The sequence below is a fragment of the Paraburkholderia sediminicola genome (assembly GCF_046030555.1).
GTDB classification, from domain to species: domain Bacteria; phylum Pseudomonadota; class Gammaproteobacteria; order Burkholderiales; family Burkholderiaceae; genus Paraburkholderia; species Paraburkholderia sediminicola_E.
In genome coordinates, this window is the sequence record NZ_JAQQCH010000001.1 from 555,089 (window position 1) to 578,026 (window position 22,938).

A 22,938-nucleotide genomic window follows, 5' to 3' on the forward strand; every position below is an offset into this window, starting at 1 on the left:
GGCGCGCCGGCAGATAGCCTGTTGCGTTTAGCTCTGGCGTTCCAGCACGGCTGCGAAGAAACCGTCAGTGGCGTGAAGGTGCGGCCACAGCGACAGGTAATCGCCCATTTCCAGATCGATGCGCTGCTCGGCGAGCACGTCGCGCGCCGGCACCAAGACGAAGTCCGGATGGTCGGCGAGGAACTGCTTCACGACCGCTTCGTTTTCCTCTTCCAGAATCGAGCAGGTTGCGTAGACGAGACGGCCGCCCTTCTTCACCAGACGCGAGGCGCTGGCCAGAATCGAGGCCTGCTTCGGCGCCAGTTCAGCGACCGATTCCGGCGACTGGCGCCACTTCAGGTCCGGATTACGGCGCAGCGTACCCAAGCCGCTGCACGGCGCATCGACCAGCACGCGGTCGATTTTGCCGGCCAGACGCTTGATCTTCGCATCGTGTTCGCTGTCGATCAGCACCGGATTCACGTTCGACAGGCCGCTGCGCGCAAGGCGCGGCTTGAGCTTGGCCAAACGCCGCTCGGAGACGTCGAAGGCGTACAAACGCCCGGTGGAACGCATCGCCGCGCCCAGTGCCAGCGTCTTACCGCCAGCGCCCGCGCAGAAGTCCACGATCATTTCGCCGCGCTTGGGGGCGACCAGCGAACACAGCAACTGGCTGCCCTCGTCCTGCACTTCGACCCAGCCCTGCTGGAACGCGTCCAGCTTGGTGAGCGGCGGCTTGCCGACCACCCGCACGCCGAACGGTGCGAACGGCGTCGCGCCCCCTTCGATGCCGGCTTTCGACAGCGCGTTCAGTACCTCGTCGCGGCTCGCCTTGATCGGGTTCGCGCGCAGGTCCAGCGGCGCCGGGTAGTTCAGCGCGGCGGCCAGTTGCGCCAGTTCTGCAGGTTCAAAGCGCTTGGAGAGCGCCTGATAGATCCAGTCGGGCAGATTCAGGCGAATCCGCAGCGGCAGGCTTTCCGGGTCGATTTTCGCGACGTGTTCGAGCCAATGCGATTCGGTGTCCGACACGAACGGCTTGAGGGCCGTGCGGCCCGCCGTCTGCATCAATCCCAACAAGGCCATGCGGCGCGCCGGGCTGCCCGCGCCGCCTTCGGCCAGATGGGCGAATTCCATCCGGCGGCGCAGCACCGCGAAAACCGCCTCGGCAATCACGCCGCGCTCGCCGTGCCCGAGCTTCGGATGCGCGCGGAAAAAGCGGCTCGTCGTGGCGTCGGCCGGGCCGGTGAGTTTCAGGACTTCAGCCAGCAAAGTCTCGGTTTGTCCAATCAAAAAACCATGTAATCTCATGCGCCCTCTCCGGCGGTGTGACCGGCAAAGAGCCATTGCGGCTCCGGCGGCGTAAGCGTGACACGCAAGCCGTCGAGGGCAAGACGCCCTTCGACGAACCAGCGCACCGCGCGTGGATAGATAATGTGTTCGGTTGCCAGCACGCGTTCGGCGAGCGTGGCAGGGGTGTCGCCAGCCTCAACGGGGACGGCCGCCTGCGCGACGATCGGCCCGTGATCCAGCTGCGACGTGACAAAATGCACTGACGCGCCGTGCAGCCGCACGCCGGCGTCAAGTGCCTGTTGATGGGTTTTCAGGCCCGGAAAGCTCGGCAGCAGCGACGGATGCACGTTCAGCATGCGTCCGGCGTAGTGATCGACAAAACCGGCCGTGAGCACCCGCATGAAGCCGGCGAGCGCGACCAGATCGGGCGCGAAGCTGTCGATTTCTTTCGCCAGCGCGGCGTCGAAACTGTTGCGATCCGGAAACTGGCGATGGTCGACCACCGCCGTGGCAATGCCGTGCGACGCTGCGAACGCGAGGCCCGCGGCGTCAGGACGGTTGGCAATCACAGCGGCGACTTGCGCCGCCCAGCCCTCGTCCGCGCAGGCGCGAATGATAGCCTCCATGTTGCTTCCCCGTCCGGAAATCAGGATGACGAGTTTTTTCATCCGCGGATTTTATCATTCGGGGGACACTGAAACGGCGACGCGCCGCCGTCTCGTGCGCTGAGCGTTTATAATCGTTTGTTTTGCGGCACCTCGGCCGCCCTACCTCAAACCCGCTATCGTGAGAGTCTTCCGCGGTCTTCCCAATGCCGAAAGCCGTGCGCCCTGCGCACTGACCATCGGCAACTTCGACGGTGTCCACCGCGGCCATCAGGCTTTGCTCGCCCACGTCCGGGCCGCAGCCGATGCTCGCGGCCTGCCCGTTTGCGTGATGACCTTCGAGCCGCACCCGCGCGAATTCTTCAACCCCGCTGGCGCGCCGCCGCGAATCGCCATGCTGCGCGACAAGCTCGAGGCGCTGCGCACCAACGGCGTCGACCGGGTCGTGGTCGAGCATTTCAACCACACCTTCGCGAGCCAGTCGCCGGACGCGTTCGTCGAACGGATCATCGTCAATGGGCTGCATGCCCGCTGGGTGATGATCGGCGACGACTTCCGCTATGGCGCCAAGCGCGCGGGCGATTTCGCCTCGCTCAAGGCCGCGGGTCAACAGCACGGTTTCGAAGTCGAGCAGATGGCAACCGTGGCGGATCCGTCCGGCGCGCGCATCTCCAGCTCGGGCGTACGCGCGGCGCTGGTGGCGGGCGATCTCGACTCGGCGCGCGCCGCGCTGGGCCGCGACTACCTGATCAGCGGCCATGTCGTGCATGGCATGAAGCTCGGCCGCGATCTTGGTTTCCCCACGCTCAATCTGGCGATCGCGCACAAGCGTCCGGCGCTCGCCGGTATTTTCGTGGTGCGCGTGCATGGCGTGGCGGACGAACCGTTGCCGGGCGTCGCCAGCCTCGGCCTGCGTCCCACCGTCGACGATTCCGGCCGTGTGCTGCTCGAAGTACACCTGCTCGACTGGCACGGCGATGCGTACGGCAAACTCGTGCGCGTCGAATTCCTGAAAAAACTGCGCGACGAGGAAAAATACGTCGACCTCGAAACGCTGACTGCCGCCATCGCGCGCGACGTCGCCAACGCCCGCGCGTGGTTTGCGGCTGTCGGCGCCGGCACGCCGGGCAGCCGCTCCACCGGTTTCGCCACCTCGGCCACCGACCGAATTAGATAGCCGCCGCGGTACATGCGAGCGCGGCAAGCGCGGCATGTACCCACTGCTGCGCGCATCGAAGGGCGTCCGTGGATCACGCGACATGCCTGCCGGGCGCGCCCAACGCCCTGCGCTTCATGCGCATACCGCAGCCTCGCTGCGCTTAGAAAGAATTCACCGCGACCTCATTATGAGCAACAAGAAAGCCGATTCGAAACCGCAGTCACGCTACCCGGTCAACCTGCTCGACACGCCGTTCCCGATGCGTGGCGACCTGCCCAAGCGCGAGCCGCAATGGGTCAAGGAATGGCAGGAACGGAAGGTCTACGAGACGATCCGCGCAGCCAGCAAGGGCCGTAAAAAGTTCATCCTGCACGACGGCCCGCCGTATGCGAACGGCGACATCCACCTCGGCCACGCGGTGAACAAGATCCTCAAGGACATGATCGTCAAGGCGCGCAACCTGGCGGGCTTCGACGCGGTCTACGTGCCGGGCTGGGATTGCCACGGCATGCCGATCGAAATCCAGATCGAAAAGCAGTTCGGCAAGTCGCTGCCGGCCGCTGAAGTCATGCAGAAGGCGCGTGCTTACGCGACCGAACAGATCGAGAAGCAGAAAATCGGCTTCCGCCGTCTGGGCGTGCTCGGCGATTGGGACAATCCGTACAAGACGATGAACTTCACGAACGAGGCCGGCGAAATCCGCGCGCTCGCGAAGATCATGGAAAAGGGCTACGTGTTCCGCGGCCTGAAGCCGGTCAACTGGTGCTTCGACTGCGGTTCGGCATTGGCCGAAGCGGAAGTCGAATACAAGGACAAGACCGATCCGACCATCGACGTGCTGTTCAGCTTCGCCGAGCCGGAAAAGACCGCGCAGGCCTTCGGCCTGAATGCGCTGCCGCGCAACGAAGGCGGCATCGTGATCTGGACCACCACGCCGTGGACCATCCCGGCCAACCAGGCGCTGAACCTGCATCCGGAAATCGTCTACGCGCTGGTCGATACGCCGCGCGGCCTGCTGATCCTGGCTGAAGAACGCGTTGAAGCGTGCCTGAAGCAATACGGCCTCGAAGGTACGATCGTCGCGACCACGCCTGGCGCCAAGCTCGTCAACCTGCGCTTCAATCACCCGCTCGCGTCGGCGCATCCGAGCTACAAGCGCACGGCGCCGGTCTACCTCGGCGACTACGTGACGACCGAAACGGGTACGGGCGTGGTGCACTCGTCGCCGGCATACGGCGTGGAAGACTTCGTGTCGTGCAAGGCGCACGGCATGTCGGATTCGGACATCATCAACCCAGTGATGGGCGACGGCCGTTACATCGAATCGCTCGCGCTGTTCGGCGGCCTGTCGATCTGGGCGGCCAACCCACAGATCGTCGAAGCCCTGCAGGCTGCCGGCTCGCTGCTGCGCACCGAGAAGTACACGCACAGCTACATGCACTGCTGGCGCCACAAGACGCCGATCATCTACCGCGCAACCTCGCAGTGGTTCGCCGGCATGGACGTGAAGCCAAACGACACCGACAAGACGCTGCGCGAAACCGCGCTCGAAGGCATCGAGAACACCGCCTTCTATCCGTCGTGGGGCAAGCAGCGTCTGTTCAGCATGATCGCGAACCGCCCGGACTGGACGCTGTCGCGTCAACGTCAATGGGGCGTGCCGATGGCATTCTTCGTGCACAAGGAAACCGGCGAACTGCACCCGCGCACGCTGGAGCTGCTCGAAGAAGTCGCGCAACGCGTCGAGAAGGCTGGCATCGAAGCATGGCAAACGCTCGACCCGCGCGAACTGCTCGGCGACGACGCGAACATGTACGAGAAGAACCGCGACACGCTCGACGTCTGGTTCGATTCGGGCACGACGCATTGGCACGTGCTGCGCGGCTCGCATAAAGACGAACTGCAGTTCCCCGCCGACCTGTATCTGGAAGGCTCGGACCAGCACCGCGGCTGGTTCCACTCGTCGCTGCTGACCGCCTCGATGCTCGACGGCCGCCCGCCCTACAAGGCGCTGCTCACGCACGGCTTCACCGTCGACGGCGAAGGCCGCAAGATGAGCAAATCGCTCGGCAACGGTATCGATCCGCATGAAGTGGCGAACCGCCTAGGCGCGGAAATCATCCGTTTGTGGATTGCGTCGACCGATTACTCGGGCGAACTGGCGATCTCCGAAGAGATCCTGAAGCGCGTGACGGAAGGCTATCGCCGCATCCGCAACACGCTGCGCTTCCTGCTCGCGAACCTGTCGGACTTCGACTTCGCGCAACACGCGCGTCCGGTCGAAGACTGGCTCGAGATCGATCGTTACGCAGTGGCACTGTCGGCGAATCTGCAAAACGACATCCTCTCGCATTACGACAAGTACGAGTTCCACCCGGTGGTCGCCAAGCTGCAGACGTTCTGTTCGGAAGACTTGGGCGGCTTCTATCTGGACGTGCTGAAAGACCGTCTGTACACCACGGCGGTTGACTCCGTCGCGCGCCGTTCGGCCCAGACCGCGCTGTATCACATTGCCCAGGGTCTGCTGCGCCTGATCGCGCCGTTCCTGTCGTTCACGGCTGAAGAAGCATGGAAGATCTTCTCGCCGAACAGCGAAACGATTTTCACCGAGACCTATCACGCGTTCCCGGCAGTGCCGCAAGCCGGTGCCCTGCTCGACAAATGGACGCTGCTGCGCGCCGCACGTAGCGACGTGACCAAGGCGCTGGAAGAAGCACGTGTGGCGAACCTGATCGGCTCATCGCTGCAGGCCGAAGTCGAAGTCCGCGCAAGCGGTGCGCGTTACGACGCGCTCGCCAGCCTCGGCGACGACCTGAAGTTCGTGCTGATCACGTCGGCGGCGAACGTTGTGAAGGTCGACAGCGAAGCGGAAGAAGGCGTCGAAGTGATCGCCTCCAAGTATCTGAAGTGCGAACGCTGCTGGCACTACCGCGCGGACGTCGGTGCAAACGCCGAACACCCCAATCTGTGCGGCCGCTGCTTCAGTAATCTGTTCGGCAACGGCGAAACGAGGAGCGCGGCATAATGGCAAGAACCATGTCGAAAACGTCGACCGGAAACAGTTCGCTGGCGCCTTGGCTCGGCGTCGCGCTGATCGTGATCCTGTTCGATCAGCTGACGAAAATCGCGGTGCAGAAGGTGTTCGCCTACGGTGTTCCGCATGAGGTCGCGCCGTTTTTTAACCTGATCCTCGTGTACAACCGTGGCGCCGCCTTCAGCTTCCTCGCGATGGCGGGCGGCTGGCAGCGCTGGGCGTTCACCGCGCTTGGCGTGGTCGCGGCGCTCGTGATCTGCTACCTGCTCAAGCGTCACGGCGGACAGAAGATGTTCTGCACGGCGCTCTCGCTGATTCTTGGCGGGGCGCTCGGCAATGTGATCGACCGGCTCGCGTACGGCCACGTGATCGACTTTCTCGATTTTCACGTCCGCACATGGCACTGGCCGGCGTTTAATCTCGCCGACAGCGCGATCACGATCGGCGCGATCCTGCTCGTGCTCGACGAGTTGCGGCGCGTGCGCGGCTCGCGGTAACGCGGGTTACTTTGCCCGCTTTGGCCGGTATCAGGGCCGAGCCTGGGTCATGCTCGTGACTACGGCGGCCACGCTTAAAGGCCATATTTAAAGGCCGTGCCCCGCTGTCACGAACACGGCCGAGCGGTATGTCCGGTTTGAAGGCCGGTGGCGGTGACCGTGCCACCACCGGCCACCACGCTTTGTCGGAGGCTTTCGTTGGCAACCGCAGAACTCGCAGGAAAACACCTCGTCCTCGGCATGACGGGCGGCATTGCCTGCTACAAGATCGCCGAACTCACGCGCCTGTTGACCAAGGCCGGCGCAACCGTGCAGGTCGTGATGACCGAAGCGGCCACGCAGTTCATCACCCCCGTCACGATGCAGGCGCTCTCCGGCCGCCCCGTCTACACGAGTCAGTGGGACGGTCGCGTGCCGAACAACATGGCGCATATCGATCTGTCGCGTGAAGCCGACGCGATCGTCATTGCACCCGCCTCTACCGACTTCCTCGCCAAACTCGCGCACGGCATGGCCGACGATCTGCTCTCGACGCTGTGTGTCGCGCGCGATTGTCCGCTGCTTGTCGTGCCGGCAATGAACCGGCAGATGTGGCAGAACCCGGCCACCCAACGCAACGTCACGCAGTTGCGCGCGGACGGCATTGACGTGCTCGGCCCCGATTCGGGTCCGCAAGCGTGCGGCGAAGTCGGCGACGGACGCATGCTTGAAGCGGCCGCTACTTACGAAGCAATCGCGTCGTTCTTCTCCCCCAAGATCCTGTCCGGCCGCCGCGTGTTGCTGACCGCCGGTCCGACCTTCGAACCGCTCGATCCCGTGCGCGGCATCACCAATCGTTCGAGCGGCAAGATGGGCTTTGCATTGGCACGCGCCGCGCAACAAGCGGGAGCCGAGGTGCATCTGGTCGCCGGCCCCGTCGCGCTGGAAACGCCGTGGGGCGTGTTCCGCGAAGACGTGCAAACCGCGCAGCAAATGCACGACGCGGTGATGCGCTCGGTCGCCGATGCCGACATCTTCATCGGCGTGGCTGCGGTGGCCGATTGGCGGGTCGATCACGCCAGCGATCACAAGATCAAGAAGACCGCCGACCGCGCACTGCCCACTTTCACGTTTGTCGAGAATCCGGACATCCTGGCATCGGTCGCCAAACTCCCGCATCCGCCATTCGCAGTCGGCTTTGCCGCGGAAAGCGGCGACCTCGAACTGCACGGCGAAGAAAAGCGCGTGCGCAAAAACGTGCCGCTGCTGATCGGCAATCTTGGGCCACTCACTTTCGGTCTCGACGACAACGAGGTAATCCTGTTCGAAGCAGGCGGTGCAACGAAACTGCCGCGCGCAGACAAGCAGACGCTCGCGCGCGCCCTGATCATTGAGATTGCCAGGCGTCTGCCCGACACAAGCCTGATCCGCTAAAGCCGCGCGCGGCGGCGCGCGCTGCGTTCGCCGCTGTGCGTCTGGCGCACCGAATTATCTGTATCTGGAGCAGTACTGACATGACGCTACTTTCCGTGCTCGATCAAACGCCCGTGATCGGCGGGCACTCAGTGGCGGACGCGATCGCGGCCACCGTCGAACTCGCGCAGCTTGCTGACGATCTCGGCTACACGCGCTACTGGTGCGCCGAGCATCACGGCTTGCGCGGCGTGTCGAATCCCTGCCCCGAGGTGATGCTGGCGCGCCTCGGCAGCGTAACCAAACGCATTCGACTGGGCTCCGGCGGCGTGATGTTGCCGTACTACAGCCCGTTCAAAGTCGCCGAGCAATTCATGATGCTCGAGGCGCTGTTCCCGAACCGCATTGATCTCGGCGTGGGACGCGCGCCGGGCGGCGACATGCAAACGGCACAAGCCGTGGCCGCCGGCACCTACAATCGCGGCGACATTTTCCCGCAGCAGGTTGCGGATCTGGTCGGTCTGATGCACGGCACGCTGCCCGACGATCACATCGCGCACGGTGTGCTGCTCCAGCCGCAGATCGCCACGCGCCCGCAACTGTGGATGCTCGGTTCGAGCGAATTCGGTGGCTTGCTGGCGGCCCAACTTGGTATCCGCTTCGCATTCGCGCACTTCATCAACGCACATTTCGGGCACCAGGTGGCGCTCGCCTACCGCGAGCGCTTCAAAGGCAGCCAGGAAGCGCACCAACCCTATCTGGCCGCCGCCGTATTCGTGATCTGCGCGGACACCGAGCAGGAAGCAGCCGACCTGGAGAAAGCCGTCGATTTGCGCCGAGTGCAAATGGCTTATGGCCTGAATGAACCGATCCCGACAATTGAACAGGGCATTGCGCAGGAGTACGGCGAGCGCGAGCGACTGGTGATCGACCGCGAGAAACCGCGCAGCATCATCGGCACGCCGGAAACCGTAACCGAACGCATGCAAGACTTGCAGGCGCAGTTCCAGGCCGACGAATTGATCGTGCTCACCGTAGCGGGCAGCTATCGCGCCCGGTTGCGTTCCTATGAACTTCTCGCCGACGCGTTTCAACTCGGACGCCGGGCCTCCACTCCTTAAACCTTCGAACCTGCATGAAACTCGACCTGAAGATTCTCGATGCGCGCATGCGCGAACAACTCCCGGCCTACGCAACCACCGGTAGCGCGGGCCTTGACCTGCGCGCTTGCCTCGACGAACCGTTGACGCTGAAACCCGGCGAGACCGCATTGGTGCCGACAGGCCTCGCGATTCACGTCGGCGATCCAGGTTATGCGGCGTTGATCCTGCCGCGCTCGGGGCTCGGTCATAAGCACGGCATCGTGCTGGGCAACCTGGTTGGCCTGATCGATTCGGATTACCAGGGTCAGCTGATGATTTCGACGTGGAATCGTGGCGAGACCACGTTCGTATTGAATCCGATGGAGCGTCTCGCGCAGCTGGTGATCGTGCCGGTGGTGCAGGCTGAGTTCAATATCGTGGATGATTTTGCGGAAAGCGAGCGTGGCGCCGGTGGTTTCGGCAGCACGGGCAAGCACTAAGGATGCCGTATCACTCTGCGGCATGGATTGCAAAGTAACGCGATCCAAAACACAAAAAACAGAACGGCGCGGGGTTCAACCCGCGCCGTTCTGCTTTCAGAGGTACGACTAAGACTTACTCGACCGACTTATTCAACTTCAACCGCTTCCGGATTCGGATTGCGCGGCGCCGGATGCTCGTCAAAGGTCAACTGCACCTTATCTTCCGCATCCACGTCGACCGTCACGCGACCGCCATTCATCAGCTTGCCGAACAGCAACTCGTCGGCCAGTGCACGACGGATCGTGTCCTGAATCAAACGCTGCATCGGACGCGCGCCCATCAACGGATCGAAACCGTGCTTGGCGAGGTGCGCCCGCAGCGCGTCGGTAAAGAGCGCGTCGACCTTCTTCTCATGCAGCTGATCTTCCAGCTGCATCAGGAACTTGTCGACCACGCGCATGATGATTTCTTCATCGAGCGAGCGGAAGCTGATCGTCGCGTCCAGACGGTTACGGAACTCCGGCGTGAACATGCGCTTGATGTCGACCATTTCGTCGCCGGTTTCCCGACGATTCGTGAAGCCGATCACCGACTTGCCCATTGCCTCGGCGCCCGCGTTCGTCGTCATGATGATGATGACGTTGCGGAAATCTGCCTTCCGGCCGTTGTTGTCCGTCAGCGTGCCGTGGTCCATCACCTGCAGCAGCACGTTGTAGATGTCCGGATGCGCCTTTTCGATTTCATCGAGCAGCAGCACGCAATGCGGCTTCTTCGTGACGGCTTCGGTCAATAGACCGCCCTGATCGAAACCGACATAGCCCGGCGGCGCGCCGATCAAACGGCTCACCGCATGACGCTCCATGTATTCCGACATGTCGAAGCGGATCAACTCGATCCCCAGCGTGAACGCCAGTTGCTTCGCCACTTCCGTCTTGCCGACGCCCGTCGGGCCGGAGAACAGGAACGCACCGATCGGCTTGTCCAGCTTGCCGAGGCCTGCGCGCGCCATCTTGATCGCGGCCGACAGCGCGTCGATGGCCGGATCTTGCCCGAACACCACGCTCTTCAGATCGCGATCCAGCGTTTGCAGCTTGCTGCGATCGTCTTGCGACACGCTTTGCGGCGGGACACGGGCAATCTTCGAGATGATTTCCTCGATCTCGTTCTTGCCGATGGTCTTCTTCTGCTTCGACTTCGGCAGGATGCGTTGCGCCGCACCCGCTTCGTCGATCACGTCGATCGCCTTGTCCGGCAAATGACGATCCGTGATAAAGCGTGCCGACAGCTCAGCCGCCGCCGACAGCGCACCCGACGAATACTTCACGCCGTGATGTTCTTCGAAGCGCGACTTCAGGCCCCGCAGGATCGCCACCGTCTGTTCGACGGTCGGCTCGGTCACGTCGACCTTCTGGAACCGACGCGACAAGGCCGCGTCTTTTTCGAAGATGCCGCGATATTCCGTGAACGTGGTCGCGCCGATGCACTTGAGCGTGCCCGACGACAACGCCGGCTTCAGCAGATTCGATGCATCCAGCGTGCCGCCCGACGCGGCACCCGCGCCGATCAGCGTATGAATTTCGTCGATGAACAGGATTGCGTGCGGACGTTCCTTCAATTCTTTGAGGACGGTCTTCAGGCGCTGTTCGAAGTCGCCGCGATACTTGGTGCCGGCGAGCAGCGCGCCCATGTCGAGCGAATACACCTGCGCGTCGGCCAGAATATCCGGCACTTCGCCGCGTGTAATGCGCCAGGCGAGCCCTTCGGCGATCGCCGTCTTGCCGACACCGGCCTCACCGACCAGTAGCGGATTGTTTTTGCGCCTGCGGCACAACACCTGCACCACGCGCTCGACTTCCGACTCGCGCCCGATCAGCGGATCGATTCGGCCGTCTTTCGCCATCTGGTTCAGGTTCTGCGTGAACTGGGCGAGCGGCGTTTCCTTCTGCGCGGCGGCTTCGTCGGACTCGGCATTCGCGTCGCTCGCTTTCGCGGCGTCGGTGCTGCTGGTCTTGGCGATGCCATGCGAGATGAAATTCACCACATCCAGACGCGTCACGCCCTGCTGTTGCAGGTAGTACACCGCATGCGAATCCTTCTCGCCGAAGATCGCAACCAGCACATTCGCGCCGGTCACTTCCTTCTTGCCATTCGAGGTGGATTGCACATGCATGATCGCGCGCTGGATCACACGCTGAAAACCCAGCGTGGGCTGCGTGTCGACGTCGTCCGTGCCAGGCACGGTAGGCGTGTTGTCATGAATGAAGTTGCGCAGGTTCTGGCGCAGATCCTCGATATTGGCCGCGCATGCACGCAACACCTCCGCGGCCGTTGGATTGTCCAACAGTGCCAGCAAAAGATGTTCGACCGTTATGAACTCGTGCCGCGCCTGGCGTGCTTCCATGAACGCCATGTGCAGGCTGACTTCCAGTTCCTGGGCAATCATGCTTCCTCCATCACACACTGCAGCGGATGCCCGGCCTGCCGTGCGTGGGTAACGACTTGCTCGACTTTGGTCGACGCGATGTCCCGCGTATAGACCCCACAAACTCCCCTGCCCTCGCGATGCACCTTCAACATTACCTGTGTTGCGGTTTCTCGATCTTTATTGAAATATTCCTGCACGATCATCACGACAAATTCCATTGGCGTGAAGTCGTCATTCAGCAGCACCACCTTGTACATGGAAGGCGGCTTCAGCTTCTTTTCCTGCCGCTCCAGTACGGTGCCGTCCTGCTTGTCCGGGATAATCGCCATACACCCATTCTAAACAACTAGGACAGGCCCGCAATCCTGTCAAAACCCGGCCAACCGGCCGGTGAGCCCGTTCGCTATCACCTGATGGGTATTTACCCCCAACGGCGTTGCGTCATTCGACGAGCCGATCGCGGAGCCGGCCCCTATCCTGTGATGCGTCGCAACCGTGCTGCGCCGCAGTCGGATCGAGTATCGCACAACCTGCCAGCACTGGCTGAAGGCACTCGCCCGGCCAGCGGACGGTGCGCGACCCGCAGAACAGCATGTGAGTCGATTATGCGACTTTTCAAGACGGCACGCTCGGGCAACCGCACATAAGAAAATAAAAGCGGGAAAAACCCTGGAAAACGCCTGTTTGCAACGCGACAACGGCGTCTCAAAATTTTCTTGACACTCGAATAAAGAGCCTCAACAATCAAGCTGGCACTTTTTTCAGCGAGCCATAAATCGAAAAAATGCCGATGGTGAGCTTGTGAGGAGGGAGCGGCTGCATCACGCGGTCGTCGAGCTTTTCGAGGGCTCGTGGTAGTGACATGAGTTACAGGGGAAGTTGGAATGGCAACTGGTACGGTCAAATGGTTCAATGACGCAAAAGGTTTCGGATTCATCACGCCTGACGAAGGGGGTGAGGATCTGTTTGCACACTTCTCGGCCATCCAGATGAATGGGTTCAAAACCCTCAAGGAAGGTCAAAAAGTAACCTTCGAGGTCGTGCAAGGCCCGAAAGGCAAACAGGCATCGAACATCCAGGCACCTGCCTGAAACTGTTCGTTACCCGTCCTTTGAAACCCGGCTTCGTGCCGGGTTTCTTTTTCGGGCGTCTCCTTCCAGTTTCGGGTGATCGCGGCCGCGATCCCGGTCGGCAGGCAAACCTCGTCCCAACTATCGGAAATTCCACCGGCTTTCCGTAAGCTTTCGGCTTCCCCTTTGCCAGCGTGTATGCGATTTAGACGCCGCAGAAACAAAAACCCCGGCCACCTCGCGGCGCCGGGGTTTTGAATTCGAGCTGGAGAACCCAGCGCGCATCGCTTACATATTCTCGATCAACACCTGGCCAAAGCCCGAACACGACACTTGCGTCGCGCCTTCCATCAGGCGCGCGAAGTCATACGTGACCCGCTTCCGCAGAATCGACTTTTCCATCGACTTGATGATCAGATCGGCCGCTTCGGTCCAGCCCATGTGACGCAACATCATCTCGGCCGAGAGAATTTCCGAACCCGGATTCACGTAGTCTTTGCCGGCGTACTTCGGCGCGGTGCCGTGCGTGGCTTCAAACATGGCGACCGAATCCGACATGTTCGCGCCCGGCGCGATCCCGATACCGCCGACTTGCGCGGCCAGCGCGTCTGAAATGTAATCGCCGTTCAGGTTCAGCGTGGCGATCACGTCGTATTCAGCCGGACGCAGCAGGATCTGCTGCAGGAACGCGTCGGCGATCACGTCTTTCACCACGATGTCGCCACCCGTTTTCGGGTTCTTGATCTTCATCCACGGACCGCCGTCGATCAGCTCCGCGGCGAATTCCTTCTGCGCCAGCGCATAACCGTAGTCGCGGAACGCGCCTTCGGTGAACTTCATGATGTTGCCCTTGTGCACCAGCGTGACCGAGCGACGCTCGTTGTCGATCGCATACTGGATCGCCTTGCGCACGAGGCGCTCCGTGCCTTCGCGCGACACCGGCTTGACACCGATCCCTGAGGTCTCCGGGAAGCGGATCTTCTTCACGCCCATTTCTTCGCGCAGGAACTTGATGACCTTCTTCGCGTCTTCCGACCCGGCAGGCCATTCGATGCCGGCATAGATGTCTTCCGAGTTCTCGCGGAAAATCACCATGTCAATCTTTTCAGGTTCACGCACCGGCGAAGGTACGCCTTTGAAGTACTGCACCGGGCGCAGGCAAACATACAGATCGAGTTCCTGACGCAGCGCGACGTTCAGCGAACGGATACCGCCGCCGACCGGCGTAGTGAGCGGCCCTTTGATCGAGACGACGTATTCCTTCAGCACCTGCAGCGTTTCTTCCGGCAGCCACACATCCGGGCCGTACACCTTGGTCGACTTCTCGCCCGCGTAAATTTCCATCCAGTGGATTTTCTTCTTGCCTGCGTAGGCTTTTTCTACCGCGGCATCCACTACTTTCAACATCACCGGCGTGATGTCGAGGCCCGTTCCATCGCCTTCGATATACGGAATGATCGGCTGGTCGGAAATATTGAGCGAGAAATCTGCGTTGACAGTGATCTTGTCACCGCCGGTCGGGACCTTGATGTGCTGATACGGCATGATCGGACTCCAGTGAAGGCTGTGCTGAAAGCTGATGGGAGACTGCGGAAACTGGGTGCTCCTCGCTACGCGCAATGCCGGACGCCCGCGAGCGGCCTGGTCGCCTATTCTAGCCCACGCCGACGCAGCAACGAGCCCATAGTGGCTCGGGGTTTTCCAACATTGTCGAAAATCAGAACCGGCAAGCTGTTTACTCTTATGTCTTATATAAGACAAATGACTTGCGGCGACTTATTATGCATTATTATTCCGCCATTTACTATCGAGCCGACGCCTCTCCGGCCTGCGTGGCATACCCCACCGCAGCCGACGCTGCTCGACCTTCATCGATCTTCCTATGCGACTTCTCGCCCTGAACAAACCGTTCGGCACCATCTGTCAGTTTTCGCCGCACGAAACGCGCGCATCGCTGGCCGACTGGGTGAAAGTGCCCGGCGTCTATCCGGCGGGCCGACTCGACTCCGATAGCGAAGGGCTGCTGCTCCTTACCGACGACGGCGCGCTGCAAGCGCGCATCGCCGAGCCGCGCCACAAACTTGTCAAACGGTATTGGGCGCAAGTAGAAGGCGCGGTCGATGACGCCACGTTGAAGAAGCTCGCACGCGGCGTCGATCTCGGCGATTACGTGACACGGCCCTGCCGCGCCGAATACGTCGAGCCGGCCGACTCGCTATGGGCCCGCACGCCGCCAATCCGCTATCGGGCCGCGATTCCGACCACGTGGATCGAGTTGTCGATCACCGAGGGCAAGAACCGCCAGGTGCGGCGCATGACCGCGGCGGTCGGTTTTCCGACGTTGCGCCTCGTGCGCGCCGGGGTCGGCGCCCTTGATATTTTTTCGCTCGGACTTCAGCCGGGAGAGAGTGTCGAATTGCCGCTGCAGGCGCCTTGGGAAGGCATCGCCTGAATGCGTTTACCCACGCGCCATGTCTGCATCGATCTCGCATCAAACCTGTATTTTGATCAGCCGCGACAAAGCTAACTCGTTGTATCCGCAAACAAAATAGCGCGTGAAACCAACATGAAAAACGCGTGAAACAATTGCGTCCGTATTCGTTGCGCAGTCATTCATTTGCCTCAGCACGTCCGCATATAAATTTTCCACAAAAAACACGTCAACCGGTGCGCAAGCTCACGCGTTATTCGACGCAGATGCCGCCCGAAGCTATCCGGCATTCAGCCTTAAGGGCCTTTGCACACGCCGCTCTCGCGGTGAGTACAGGGAGTCTGAGCGCTAAACAGACGTGTCGAAAAATTTGTTCGATGCGGCTGTCAACCGAAAGGTGGATGGCACGTTTACCGACATGACTCTACATATAACCGGGTCATTTGGTTAATCAACTCAAGCTGAGGATTTCAAAATGAACAAACTGATCGCCGCTCTGGTCGCTGGCCTCTTCGCAACGGCAGCATTCGCACAAGCTTCGGCACCGGTGGCAGCATCGGCAGCTCCGGCAGCAGCTGCTTCGTCGGCAAAGAAGACCACGAAGAAAGCTCACAAGAAGTCGCACAAGAAGGCAGCAGCTGCTGCTGCAGCTTCGGCAGCTTCGGAGTAAGTTCGTTGTAAAAACGCAGTCAAGAACTCGCTTCATTGCCGTTCTTACGGCGTTGAAAGGCAGATCCCCGCAAGGCGATCTGCCTTTTTGTTTTTGACGCGCTCGCGTAACATTCGCGGGTTAATTTCCAGCAAGGAGTCATGCCGTGCGATTTCCCATGCGCTCGTTGATTGCGCGTTTCGCCGTTGCCGTTGCACTGCCGCTCGCCGCGATGTCGTTCGTCGCGAGCACCGCTGCCCCCGCTCATGCGCGAGACATGCCGGCCGGCGCGAAGCAGCCCGGCGACTTTCCGCGCGCGAAGCTGACCGCGGGCATGTTCGTGATCGACGCAGCCGTCGCCGCCAACGACGCGGACCGTGAACAAGGTCTGATGTATCGCACGACCCTCGCGCCGAATGAAGGCATGCTGTTCGTCTTCAATGAAACCGCCGTGCATTGCTTCTGGATGAAGAACACGTTGATCCCGCTGTCGATCGCTTTCATGCGCGCCGACGGCACGGTCACCGACATCGACGAAATGCAGGCCGAGACCACCAACAATCACTGCCCGAAGAACAACGGCGTGTATGCATTGGAAATGAGCAAGGGCTGGTTCTCGTCGAAAGGCATCAAACCGGGGATGAAGATCCAGGGCTTGCCGGCCGCGCAATAACAGCGCGCCGACCACGGCGATACCCTGCCGCTTCATCAGCGGCCGCTTTTCAAAAAAAGCCGATGCCTTTCACGAGGCACCGGCTTTTTTGCGTTCAGAGCGAGGCCGGCACTGCGCGGCGGCGGCCCGCGCCGGCCCGTAAGCCCATGTCAGCAGGCCTTCACGCGTAGCTGGCAAGATTCCTGCAAAAGACGGGCCGACGCGCTATCCTTGTATTCTTAGCAAAAGCAGCAAAAAGGCTCCCCGGGCAGCACAGACTGCCGCCCGGCAAGCGTTTCAGGCGCGCCATTCCAAGGAGGTTCACGTGCCCCGCAAGACTCCCATCGAGCGCTACCGGAATATCGGCATTAGCGCTCACATCGACGCCGGCAAAACCACCACCACCGAGCGCATCCTGTTCTACACAGGCGTGACCCACAAGATCGGCGAGGTTCACGACGGTGCTGCGACGATGGACTGGATGGAACAGGAGCAGGAGCGCGGCATCACCATCACGTCGGCGGCCACCACCGCCTTCTGGAAGGGCATGGCCGGCAACTATCCCGAACATCGGATCAACATCATCGACACCCCGGGTCACGTCGACTTCACGATTGAAGTGGAGCGCTCGATGCGCGTGCTCGACGGCGCGTGCATGGTGTACGACTCGGTAGGCGGTGTGCAGCCGCAGTCAGAAACGGTATGGCGTCAGGCGAACAAGTACAAGGTGCCGCGCATTGCGTTCGTCAACAAGATGGACCGTGTGGGTGCGGACTTCTTCCGTGTGCAGCGGCAGATTGCCGATCGTCTGAAGGGCGTCGCGGTGCCGATCCAGATTCCGGTTGGTGCGGAAGATCATTTCCAGGGCGTGGTCGATCTCGTCAAGATGAAGGCGATCTATTGGGACGAAGAGAACCAGGGGATCAAATTCGAGTACAGGGAGATCCCCGCCGAGCTCGCGGCAACCGCGAAGGAATGGCACGACAAGATGGTCGAAGCCGCCGCTGAAGCGAGCGAGGAACTGCTCGACAAATATCTGGGCGGCGAGACGCTGACCGAAGAGGAAATCAAGCACGGCATCCGCGTACGCACGATCAAGAACGAGATCGTGCCCATGCTGTGCGGCAGCGCGTTCAAGAACAAGGGCGTGCAGGCCATGCTCGACGCGGTGATCGACTATCTGCCGTCGCCGCTCGACATTCCCGCGATCAGCGGTCACGACGAGTACGACCGCGAAATCGAGCGCCATCCGAAAGACGACGACCCGTTCTCCGCCCTCGCCTTCAAGATCATGACCGACCCGTTCGTCGGCCAGCTGATCTTCTTTCGCGTGTATTCGGGCGTAGTGAATTCGGGCGATACGGTCTACAACGCCACCAAGGAAAAGAAGGAACGCCTTGGCCGGATCCTGCAGATGCATGCGAACGAGCGTAAGGAAATCAAGGAAGTCTACTGCGGCGACATCGCCGCGGCAGTCGGCCTGAAAGAAGCGACCACGGGCGACACGCTGTGCGATCCGCAGCATGTGATCATCCTTGAAAAGATGATCTTTCCGGAGCCGGTGATTTCGCAGGCCGTCGAGCCGAAGACCAAGGTCGACCAGGAGAAGATGGGCATCGCGCTCAATCGTCTGGCGCAGGAAGACCCGTCGTTCCGCGTCCAGACGGATGAAGAATCCGGCCAGACCATCATCTCCGGCATGGGCGAGTTGCACCTGGAAATTCTGGTCGACCGGATGAGGCGCGAGTTCGGCGTCGAGGCGACCGTCGGCAAGCCGCAGGTGGCTTACCGCGAAACGGTGCGCAACAAGGTCGAGGACGTCGAAGGCAAGTTCGTCAAGCAGTCGGGCGGCCGCGGCCAGTACGGCCACGCGGTGATCACGCTCGAACCGTCGGCGCAAGGCAAGGGCTACGAATTCGTCGACGCGATCAAGGGCGGCGTGATTCCGCGTGAATACATTCCGGCAGTCGACAAAGGCATTCAGGAAACGCTGAAGGCCGGCGTGCTGGCGGGCTATCCGGTGGTCGACGTGAAAGTCACGCTGACCTTCGGTTCGTACCACGACGTCGACTCGAACGAAAACGCGTTCCGCATGGCCGGTTCGATGGCGTTCAAGGACGCGATGCGCAAAGCCAGGCCGGTACTGCTCGAACCGATGATGGCCGTCGAAGTGGAAACGCCGGAAGACTTCATGGGCAACGTGATGGGCGACCTGTCGAGCCGGCGCGGGATGGTGCAAGGCATGGAAGACATCGCCGGCGGCGGCGGTAAACTGGTGCGCGCCGAAGTGCCGCTCGCCGAGATGTTCGGTTACTCAACATCGCTGCGTTCAGCCACGCAAGGCCGCGCGACGTACACGATGGAGTTCAAGCACTACGCTGAAACGCCGAACAACGTCGCGGAATCCGTGATCAATGCGAAGCATAAGTAAGCGCTGAGGGTTGCAATACGCCATGCGCTGCGGTGCAACCCAGGCTGCAATGAAGGCAAACAGCACCAAGCCCGTCCCTTGTGGACGGGCTTTTTTTTCGTCCAGGACGCCGCCCACGCCGGCAGGCAACACACACGTTTTTGAACGTGCAAAAATGCCAGACGGCGCTGCGTCCAGCACCCGGACGGTCGCCCCCGAGGAGACACACCATGAGCCAGGATCACGAACACCCGCATTACAAGGATGAGCAACCGTCGGCGCCGATCGACTGGCGCGAGCACGGTGTCAAGGTCATCAAGGGCGACCAGCTCGATAGCAATACCGCGCAAACGCCGGGCATGAATCGCGCGGCGGCGATCAACGCGGCGCGCGTCGGCGCGCAGAAAATCTGGGCCGGCACCGTGACGATCCATCCGAATGCGAAGACCGGGGCGCATCATCACGGCGCGCTCGAGAGCGTGATCTACGTGGTGCGCGGCCAGGCGCGCATGCGGTGGGGCGAGCATCTCGAGTTCACCGCCGAGGCCGGGCCGGGTGATTTCATTTTCGTGCCGCCCTATGTGCCGCATCAGGAAATCAACGCGAGTACCGACGATCCGCTCGAATGCGTACTGGTGCGCAGCGACAATGAAGCGGTGGTGGTGAATCTGAACATCGACGCGGTGGAAGCACCGGAAACGGTTTTCTGGGTCGATCCGATTCACAAGCATCCGCACGACCACTAAATCTTTTCACCCGACTCATGACGCCGACCGCTTCGCTGCGCCCTCGCCTCATCACGCTGTATGCCGTACTGATCGCCGCGAATCTCGGCACGTGGGCATGGGCGCTGATCGCGTTTCGCCACTATCCGCTGCTGCTCGGCACCGCGCTGCTCGCGTATGGCTTCGGCCTGCGCCACGCAGTGGATGCGGACCACATCGCAGCGATCGACGCCGTCACACGCAAGCTGATGCAGACCGGCAAGCAGCCGCTCGGCGTGGGCCTGTCGTTTTCGCTGGGCCATTCGACGATCGTGATTCTGGCGACCATCGGCATTGCGTGGACCGCGCATTCGCTGCACGGCCGCTTCGAGACCTTCAAGGCGGTAGGCGGCACGATTGGCACGGTCGTGTCGGCGGTGTTTCTGCTGGTGCTGGCGTGTGTGAATCTCGTGATTCTGCGTGACGTCTGGCGCCGCTATCGCCACGTTCAACATGGCGGCGAACTCGCTGCAGAAGCGACAGCGAGCATCGCGCCCGCCGGTCTGCTGTCGCGCGCACTTCGGCCGATGTTCCGGCTCGTGACGAAAAGCTGGCACATGTACCCGGTCGGCGTGCTGTTCGGCCTCGGCTTCGACACCGCGACCGAGATCGGCCTGCTGGCGATTGCCGCGTCCGAAGCCGGCAAAGGGCTGCCGCTGTATTCGATCCTCGTGTTCCCGGCGCTCTTCACCGCCGGCATGACGCTGGTCGATTCCACCGACAACGTGCTGATGGTCCACGCCTACGGCTGGGCCATGGACGACCCGAAACGCAAGCTCTACTACAACGCGAGCATCACGCTCGTCTCGGCTGTGGTGGCGATCGTCATTGGCGGCATCGAAGCGTTGGGACTGCTATCGGACAAGCTCGGCCTGAACGGCGGCATATGGGACGCGGTAGCGAGCCTCAACGAGCGCTTCGGCGTGCTGGGTTATGGCGTCGTCGCCATGTTCATGGCGTGCTGGATCGGCTCGGTGTTGTTCCATCGCTGGCGCCGTCCGGCGACCATCGCGCGGTAAATCCAACTTGCCTGTGCGGCGGATCGGTAAGGTTTCCACGGCAGCAGCGGCGGTTTCCGCGCTGCGGCATCCTGCGCTTTCGCGCGACCATGCGAGACAGCCCCAGCGGGCGTTGTCGTGACGACACACCCCACTCCTTTTATCCGCCAAACAGGAACCGGAGCACGCACCAGGCGCGCCGAACCGGCGGGCAATCGCTTACACTGAAACCGCTTTTCGTCACTGCAGCGCCCTGCAGCTTGTCGTCATTGCCATAAGTCGCCCTGTCGCGAGCATCCAGCGCGACCCTTCAGAACCGACAGCAGAACGGACTGGACACTCCATCAATGAAGACTCCCGCGGACCGATTTTTCGAACTCGACCTGGCCCGCCGCACGGCCGACGCCTACGGCAATCACGCCATTGACGAATTCATCGCCGGCCGCATCACGCGCCGCGATCTGCTGCGCTATGCCAGCGTGATCGGTTTGTCGCTGGTTGGCGGCGGTGTTCTGAATGCGCCGCGAGCACGTGCACAAGGCGCGCCGAGTCCGTCTAACCAGACGATCCGCGTGGCCCATCTGACGCCGGCCGGCGCGGTAGATCCGCTCACCGTAACCGATGCCGCAAGCCTCGCGCTGCTGAACCAGACGGGCGAATTCCTGATCGACGACGACGGCGAAAAGCTCGTGCTGAAGCCGGCACTCGCCTTGTCCTGGAAGCCGAACGACAAGGGTGACGTGTGGACCTTCAAGCTGCGGCCGAACGTTAAATTCCACGACGGCCAGGCGTTTACCGCCAAAGACGTTGTCGCCACCTTCGATCGCCTCGCCGATCCGGCGAGCGGTTCGGCAGCGCTCTCGGTGCTCAAGGGCGTGTTGTCGAAAGGCGGTGCGAAGGTGGTCGACGAGCATACGGTCGCCTTCCATCTCGACGCACCGAACGGCAATTTCCCGTACTACGTTTCCTCGGACAATTACAACGCCGTGATCCTGCCCGCGAACTATGCGGGTGGTTATGAAAAGAGCTTCATCGGCACGGGGCCGTTCAAGCTCGAAAAGTATCAGGCAAAGGTCGGCGCATCGTTCGTGCGCAATCCAGATTACTGGGGCGACAAAGCATTACCCCAACGCGTACAGTTCTCTTTCTACGCGGACGAACAGGCGCAATTGCTCGCGCTGCAAGGCCATCAGGCCGACGTGATGGGCACCTTCACCGTGCAGGGCGGCGCCGGTATTCTAAACAATCCGGACTACAAGGCAGTCGGCGTGAAGTCGAGCGCGCATCGCCAGATTCATATGCGCAACGACAACCCGCTGTTCAAGGACAAGCGCGTGCGTCAGGCGATGGCGTTGTCGCTCGATCGCGACATCCTCGTGCGTGGCCTGTTCAAGGGCCGCGCGCAACTCGGCAACGACAGTCCGTTCGCACCGGTGTTTCCGTCTTCCGATGCAGGCATCGCACAACGAAAGATCGACCTCGCGAAAGCGAAGCAACTGCTTGCGCAAGCAGGCGTGCCGAACGGTTTCGACGTCACGCTGACCACCGAGAAATACATGGAGATTCCCGATCTCGCGGTAGTCGTGCAGAACGCGGCAAAGGCGATCGGCGTGCGCATCAATCTGAAAGTGGAAAGCCAGTCGCTGTACTACGGTGCGGGCACGCCGGGCAAATCGGATTGGCTCGACTCGCCGCTCGGCATCACCGATTACGGCCATCGCGGCGTACCGAACGTGTTTCTGAACGCGCCGCTTACCAGCACCGGCACGTGGAATGCCGCGCACTTCAAGAACCCGCAATACGATCAGCTGGTCGCCCAGTTCGTCGCGGCAATCGATCTGGGCACACAGAAGAAAATCTCCGGACAAATCCAGACGCTGCTGCTCGACGAAACACCGGTAATCATCCCGTTCTTTTACGATCAACTGATCGCCATGCGCAAGGGCGTGAATGGCGTGCGCTTCACCGCGCTCGCCCAACTCTATTTCGACCGCGCGGTGTTGAGCGCGTAATCTGAA

At 61.6% G+C, this 22,938-nt stretch carries 19 protein-coding genes; 14 read left to right on the forward strand and 5 right to left on the reverse strand.

Features of this window, described 5'->3' with window-relative positions:
* Window positions 1–27: 27 nt before the first annotated feature.
* On the reverse strand, window positions 28–1,287 hold the full coding sequence (locus PQQ52_RS02610; protein WP_408206546.1) for an RsmB/NOP family class I SAM-dependent RNA methyltransferase: 1,260 nt from the start codon (window positions 1,285–1,287) through the stop codon (window positions 28–30).
* Complete coding sequence (gene purN, locus PQQ52_RS02615; RefSeq protein WP_325044634.1) at window positions 1,284–1,937, reverse strand: phosphoribosylglycinamide formyltransferase; 654 nt, start codon at window positions 1,935–1,937, stop codon at window positions 1,284–1,286. Before purN ends, PQQ52_RS02610 begins: the two co-directional genes overlap by 4 nt.
* 118 nt (window positions 1,938–2,055) lie before the next feature.
* On the opposite strand from purN, the gene PQQ52_RS02620 reads away from it, so the two are divergent.
* The 6 genes from PQQ52_RS02620 to dut all read left to right on the forward strand — a co-directional run bounded on the left by PQQ52_RS02620 (window position 2,056) and on the right by dut (window position 9,538).
* Window positions 2,056–3,051, forward strand: coding sequence for a bifunctional riboflavin kinase/FAD synthetase (locus PQQ52_RS02620; protein WP_408206548.1), 996 nt, complete (start codon window positions 2,056–2,058; stop codon window positions 3,049–3,051).
* 169 nt (window positions 3,052–3,220) lie between these two features.
* Window positions 3,221–6,058 (forward strand): isoleucine--tRNA ligase, encoded by a 2,838-nt coding sequence (gene ileS / locus PQQ52_RS02625; RefSeq protein ID WP_408206550.1) that lies wholly within the window; start codon window positions 3,221–3,223, stop codon window positions 6,056–6,058.
* On the forward strand, window positions 6,058–6,564 hold the full coding sequence (gene lspA / locus PQQ52_RS02630; RefSeq protein ID WP_408206552.1) for a signal peptidase II: 507 nt from the start codon (window positions 6,058–6,060) through the stop codon (window positions 6,562–6,564). The genes ileS and lspA overlap by 1 nt, the downstream gene beginning before the upstream one ends.
* Window positions 6,565–6,762: 198 nt before the next feature.
* Entirely contained in the window at window positions 6,763–7,977 is a 1,215-nt protein-coding gene (coaBC, locus tag PQQ52_RS02635; protein ID WP_408206554.1) for a bifunctional phosphopantothenoylcysteine decarboxylase/phosphopantothenate--cysteine ligase CoaBC, read from the forward strand.
* Window positions 7,978–8,057: 80 nt separating this feature from the next.
* Window positions 8,058–9,077, forward strand: coding sequence for an LLM class flavin-dependent oxidoreductase (locus PQQ52_RS02640; protein ID WP_408206556.1), 1,020 nt, complete (start codon window positions 8,058–8,060; stop codon window positions 9,075–9,077).
* A gap of 14 nt (window positions 9,078–9,091) precedes the next feature.
* The gene (dut, locus tag PQQ52_RS02645; protein WP_175050897.1) at window positions 9,092–9,538 is read left to right on the forward strand and encodes a dUTP diphosphatase; all 447 of its coding nucleotides are present in this window, start codon (window positions 9,092–9,094) and stop codon (window positions 9,536–9,538) included.
* A gap of 128 nt (window positions 9,539–9,666) precedes the next feature.
* Here the strand turns inward: dut and clpA are convergent, their stop codons facing one another.
* Both clpA and clpS read right to left on the reverse strand, forming a co-directional pair.
* Window positions 9,667–11,964 carry an ATP-dependent Clp protease ATP-binding subunit ClpA gene (gene clpA / locus PQQ52_RS02650; protein WP_120289911.1) on the reverse strand — a complete coding sequence of 766 codons (2,298 nt, stop codon included), beginning with the start codon at window positions 11,962–11,964 and terminating at the stop codon, window positions 9,667–9,669.
* The gene (gene clpS / locus PQQ52_RS02655; protein ID WP_006050100.1) at window positions 11,961–12,275 is read right to left on the reverse strand and encodes an ATP-dependent Clp protease adapter ClpS; all 315 of its coding nucleotides are present in this window, start codon (window positions 12,273–12,275) and stop codon (window positions 11,961–11,963) included. The genes clpA and clpS overlap by 4 nt, the downstream gene beginning before the upstream one ends.
* Before the next feature lie 555 nt (window positions 12,276–12,830).
* Between clpS and PQQ52_RS02660 the strand changes: the two genes are divergently transcribed.
* Window positions 12,831–13,037, forward strand: coding sequence for a cold-shock protein (locus tag PQQ52_RS02660; protein ID WP_007180614.1), 207 nt, complete (start codon window positions 12,831–12,833; stop codon window positions 13,035–13,037).
* A gap of 267 nt (window positions 13,038–13,304) precedes the next feature.
* On the opposite strand, the gene icd is transcribed toward PQQ52_RS02660, so the two are convergent.
* Window positions 13,305–14,561 carry an NADP-dependent isocitrate dehydrogenase gene (gene icd, locus PQQ52_RS02665; protein WP_408206559.1) on the reverse strand — a complete coding sequence of 419 codons (1,257 nt, stop codon included), beginning with the start codon at window positions 14,559–14,561 and terminating at the stop codon, window positions 13,305–13,307.
* A gap of 337 nt (window positions 14,562–14,898) precedes the next feature.
* Between icd and PQQ52_RS02670 the strand changes: the two genes are divergently transcribed.
* The 7 genes from PQQ52_RS02670 to PQQ52_RS02700 all read left to right on the forward strand — a co-directional run bounded on the left by PQQ52_RS02670 (window position 14,899) and on the right by PQQ52_RS02700 (window position 22,932).
* Complete coding sequence (locus PQQ52_RS02670; protein WP_408206561.1) at window positions 14,899–15,468, forward strand: pseudouridine synthase; 570 nt, start codon at window positions 14,899–14,901, stop codon at window positions 15,466–15,468.
* A 454-nt stretch (window positions 15,469–15,922) separates the two neighbouring features.
* Window positions 15,923–16,117, forward strand: coding sequence for a hypothetical protein (locus tag PQQ52_RS02675; RefSeq protein WP_408206563.1), 195 nt, complete (start codon window positions 15,923–15,925; stop codon window positions 16,115–16,117).
* A gap of 145 nt (window positions 16,118–16,262) precedes the next feature.
* Window positions 16,263–16,769: a DUF192 domain-containing protein gene (locus PQQ52_RS02680; protein ID WP_408206565.1), complete on the forward strand. Its 507-nt coding sequence runs from the start codon at window positions 16,263–16,265 to the stop codon at window positions 16,767–16,769.
* A gap of 304 nt (window positions 16,770–17,073) precedes the next feature.
* The gene (gene fusA, locus PQQ52_RS02685) at window positions 17,074–19,179 is read left to right on the forward strand and encodes an elongation factor G (protein WP_408206567.1); all 2,106 of its coding nucleotides are present in this window, start codon (window positions 17,074–17,076) and stop codon (window positions 19,177–19,179) included.
* Between the two features lie 209 nt (window positions 19,180–19,388).
* Entirely contained in the window at window positions 19,389–19,904 is a 516-nt protein-coding gene (locus PQQ52_RS02690; protein ID WP_097390236.1) for a cupin domain-containing protein, read from the forward strand.
* Window positions 19,905–19,921: 17 nt separating this feature from the next.
* Window positions 19,922–20,941: a HoxN/HupN/NixA family nickel/cobalt transporter gene (locus tag PQQ52_RS02695; protein WP_408206569.1), complete on the forward strand. Its 1,020-nt coding sequence runs from the start codon at window positions 19,922–19,924 to the stop codon at window positions 20,939–20,941.
* Between the two features lie 326 nt (window positions 20,942–21,267).
* On the forward strand, window positions 21,268–22,932 hold the full coding sequence (locus PQQ52_RS02700) for an ABC transporter substrate-binding protein (protein ID WP_408206571.1): 1,665 nt from the start codon (window positions 21,268–21,270) through the stop codon (window positions 22,930–22,932).
* Window positions 22,933–22,938 lie beyond the last annotated feature (6 nt).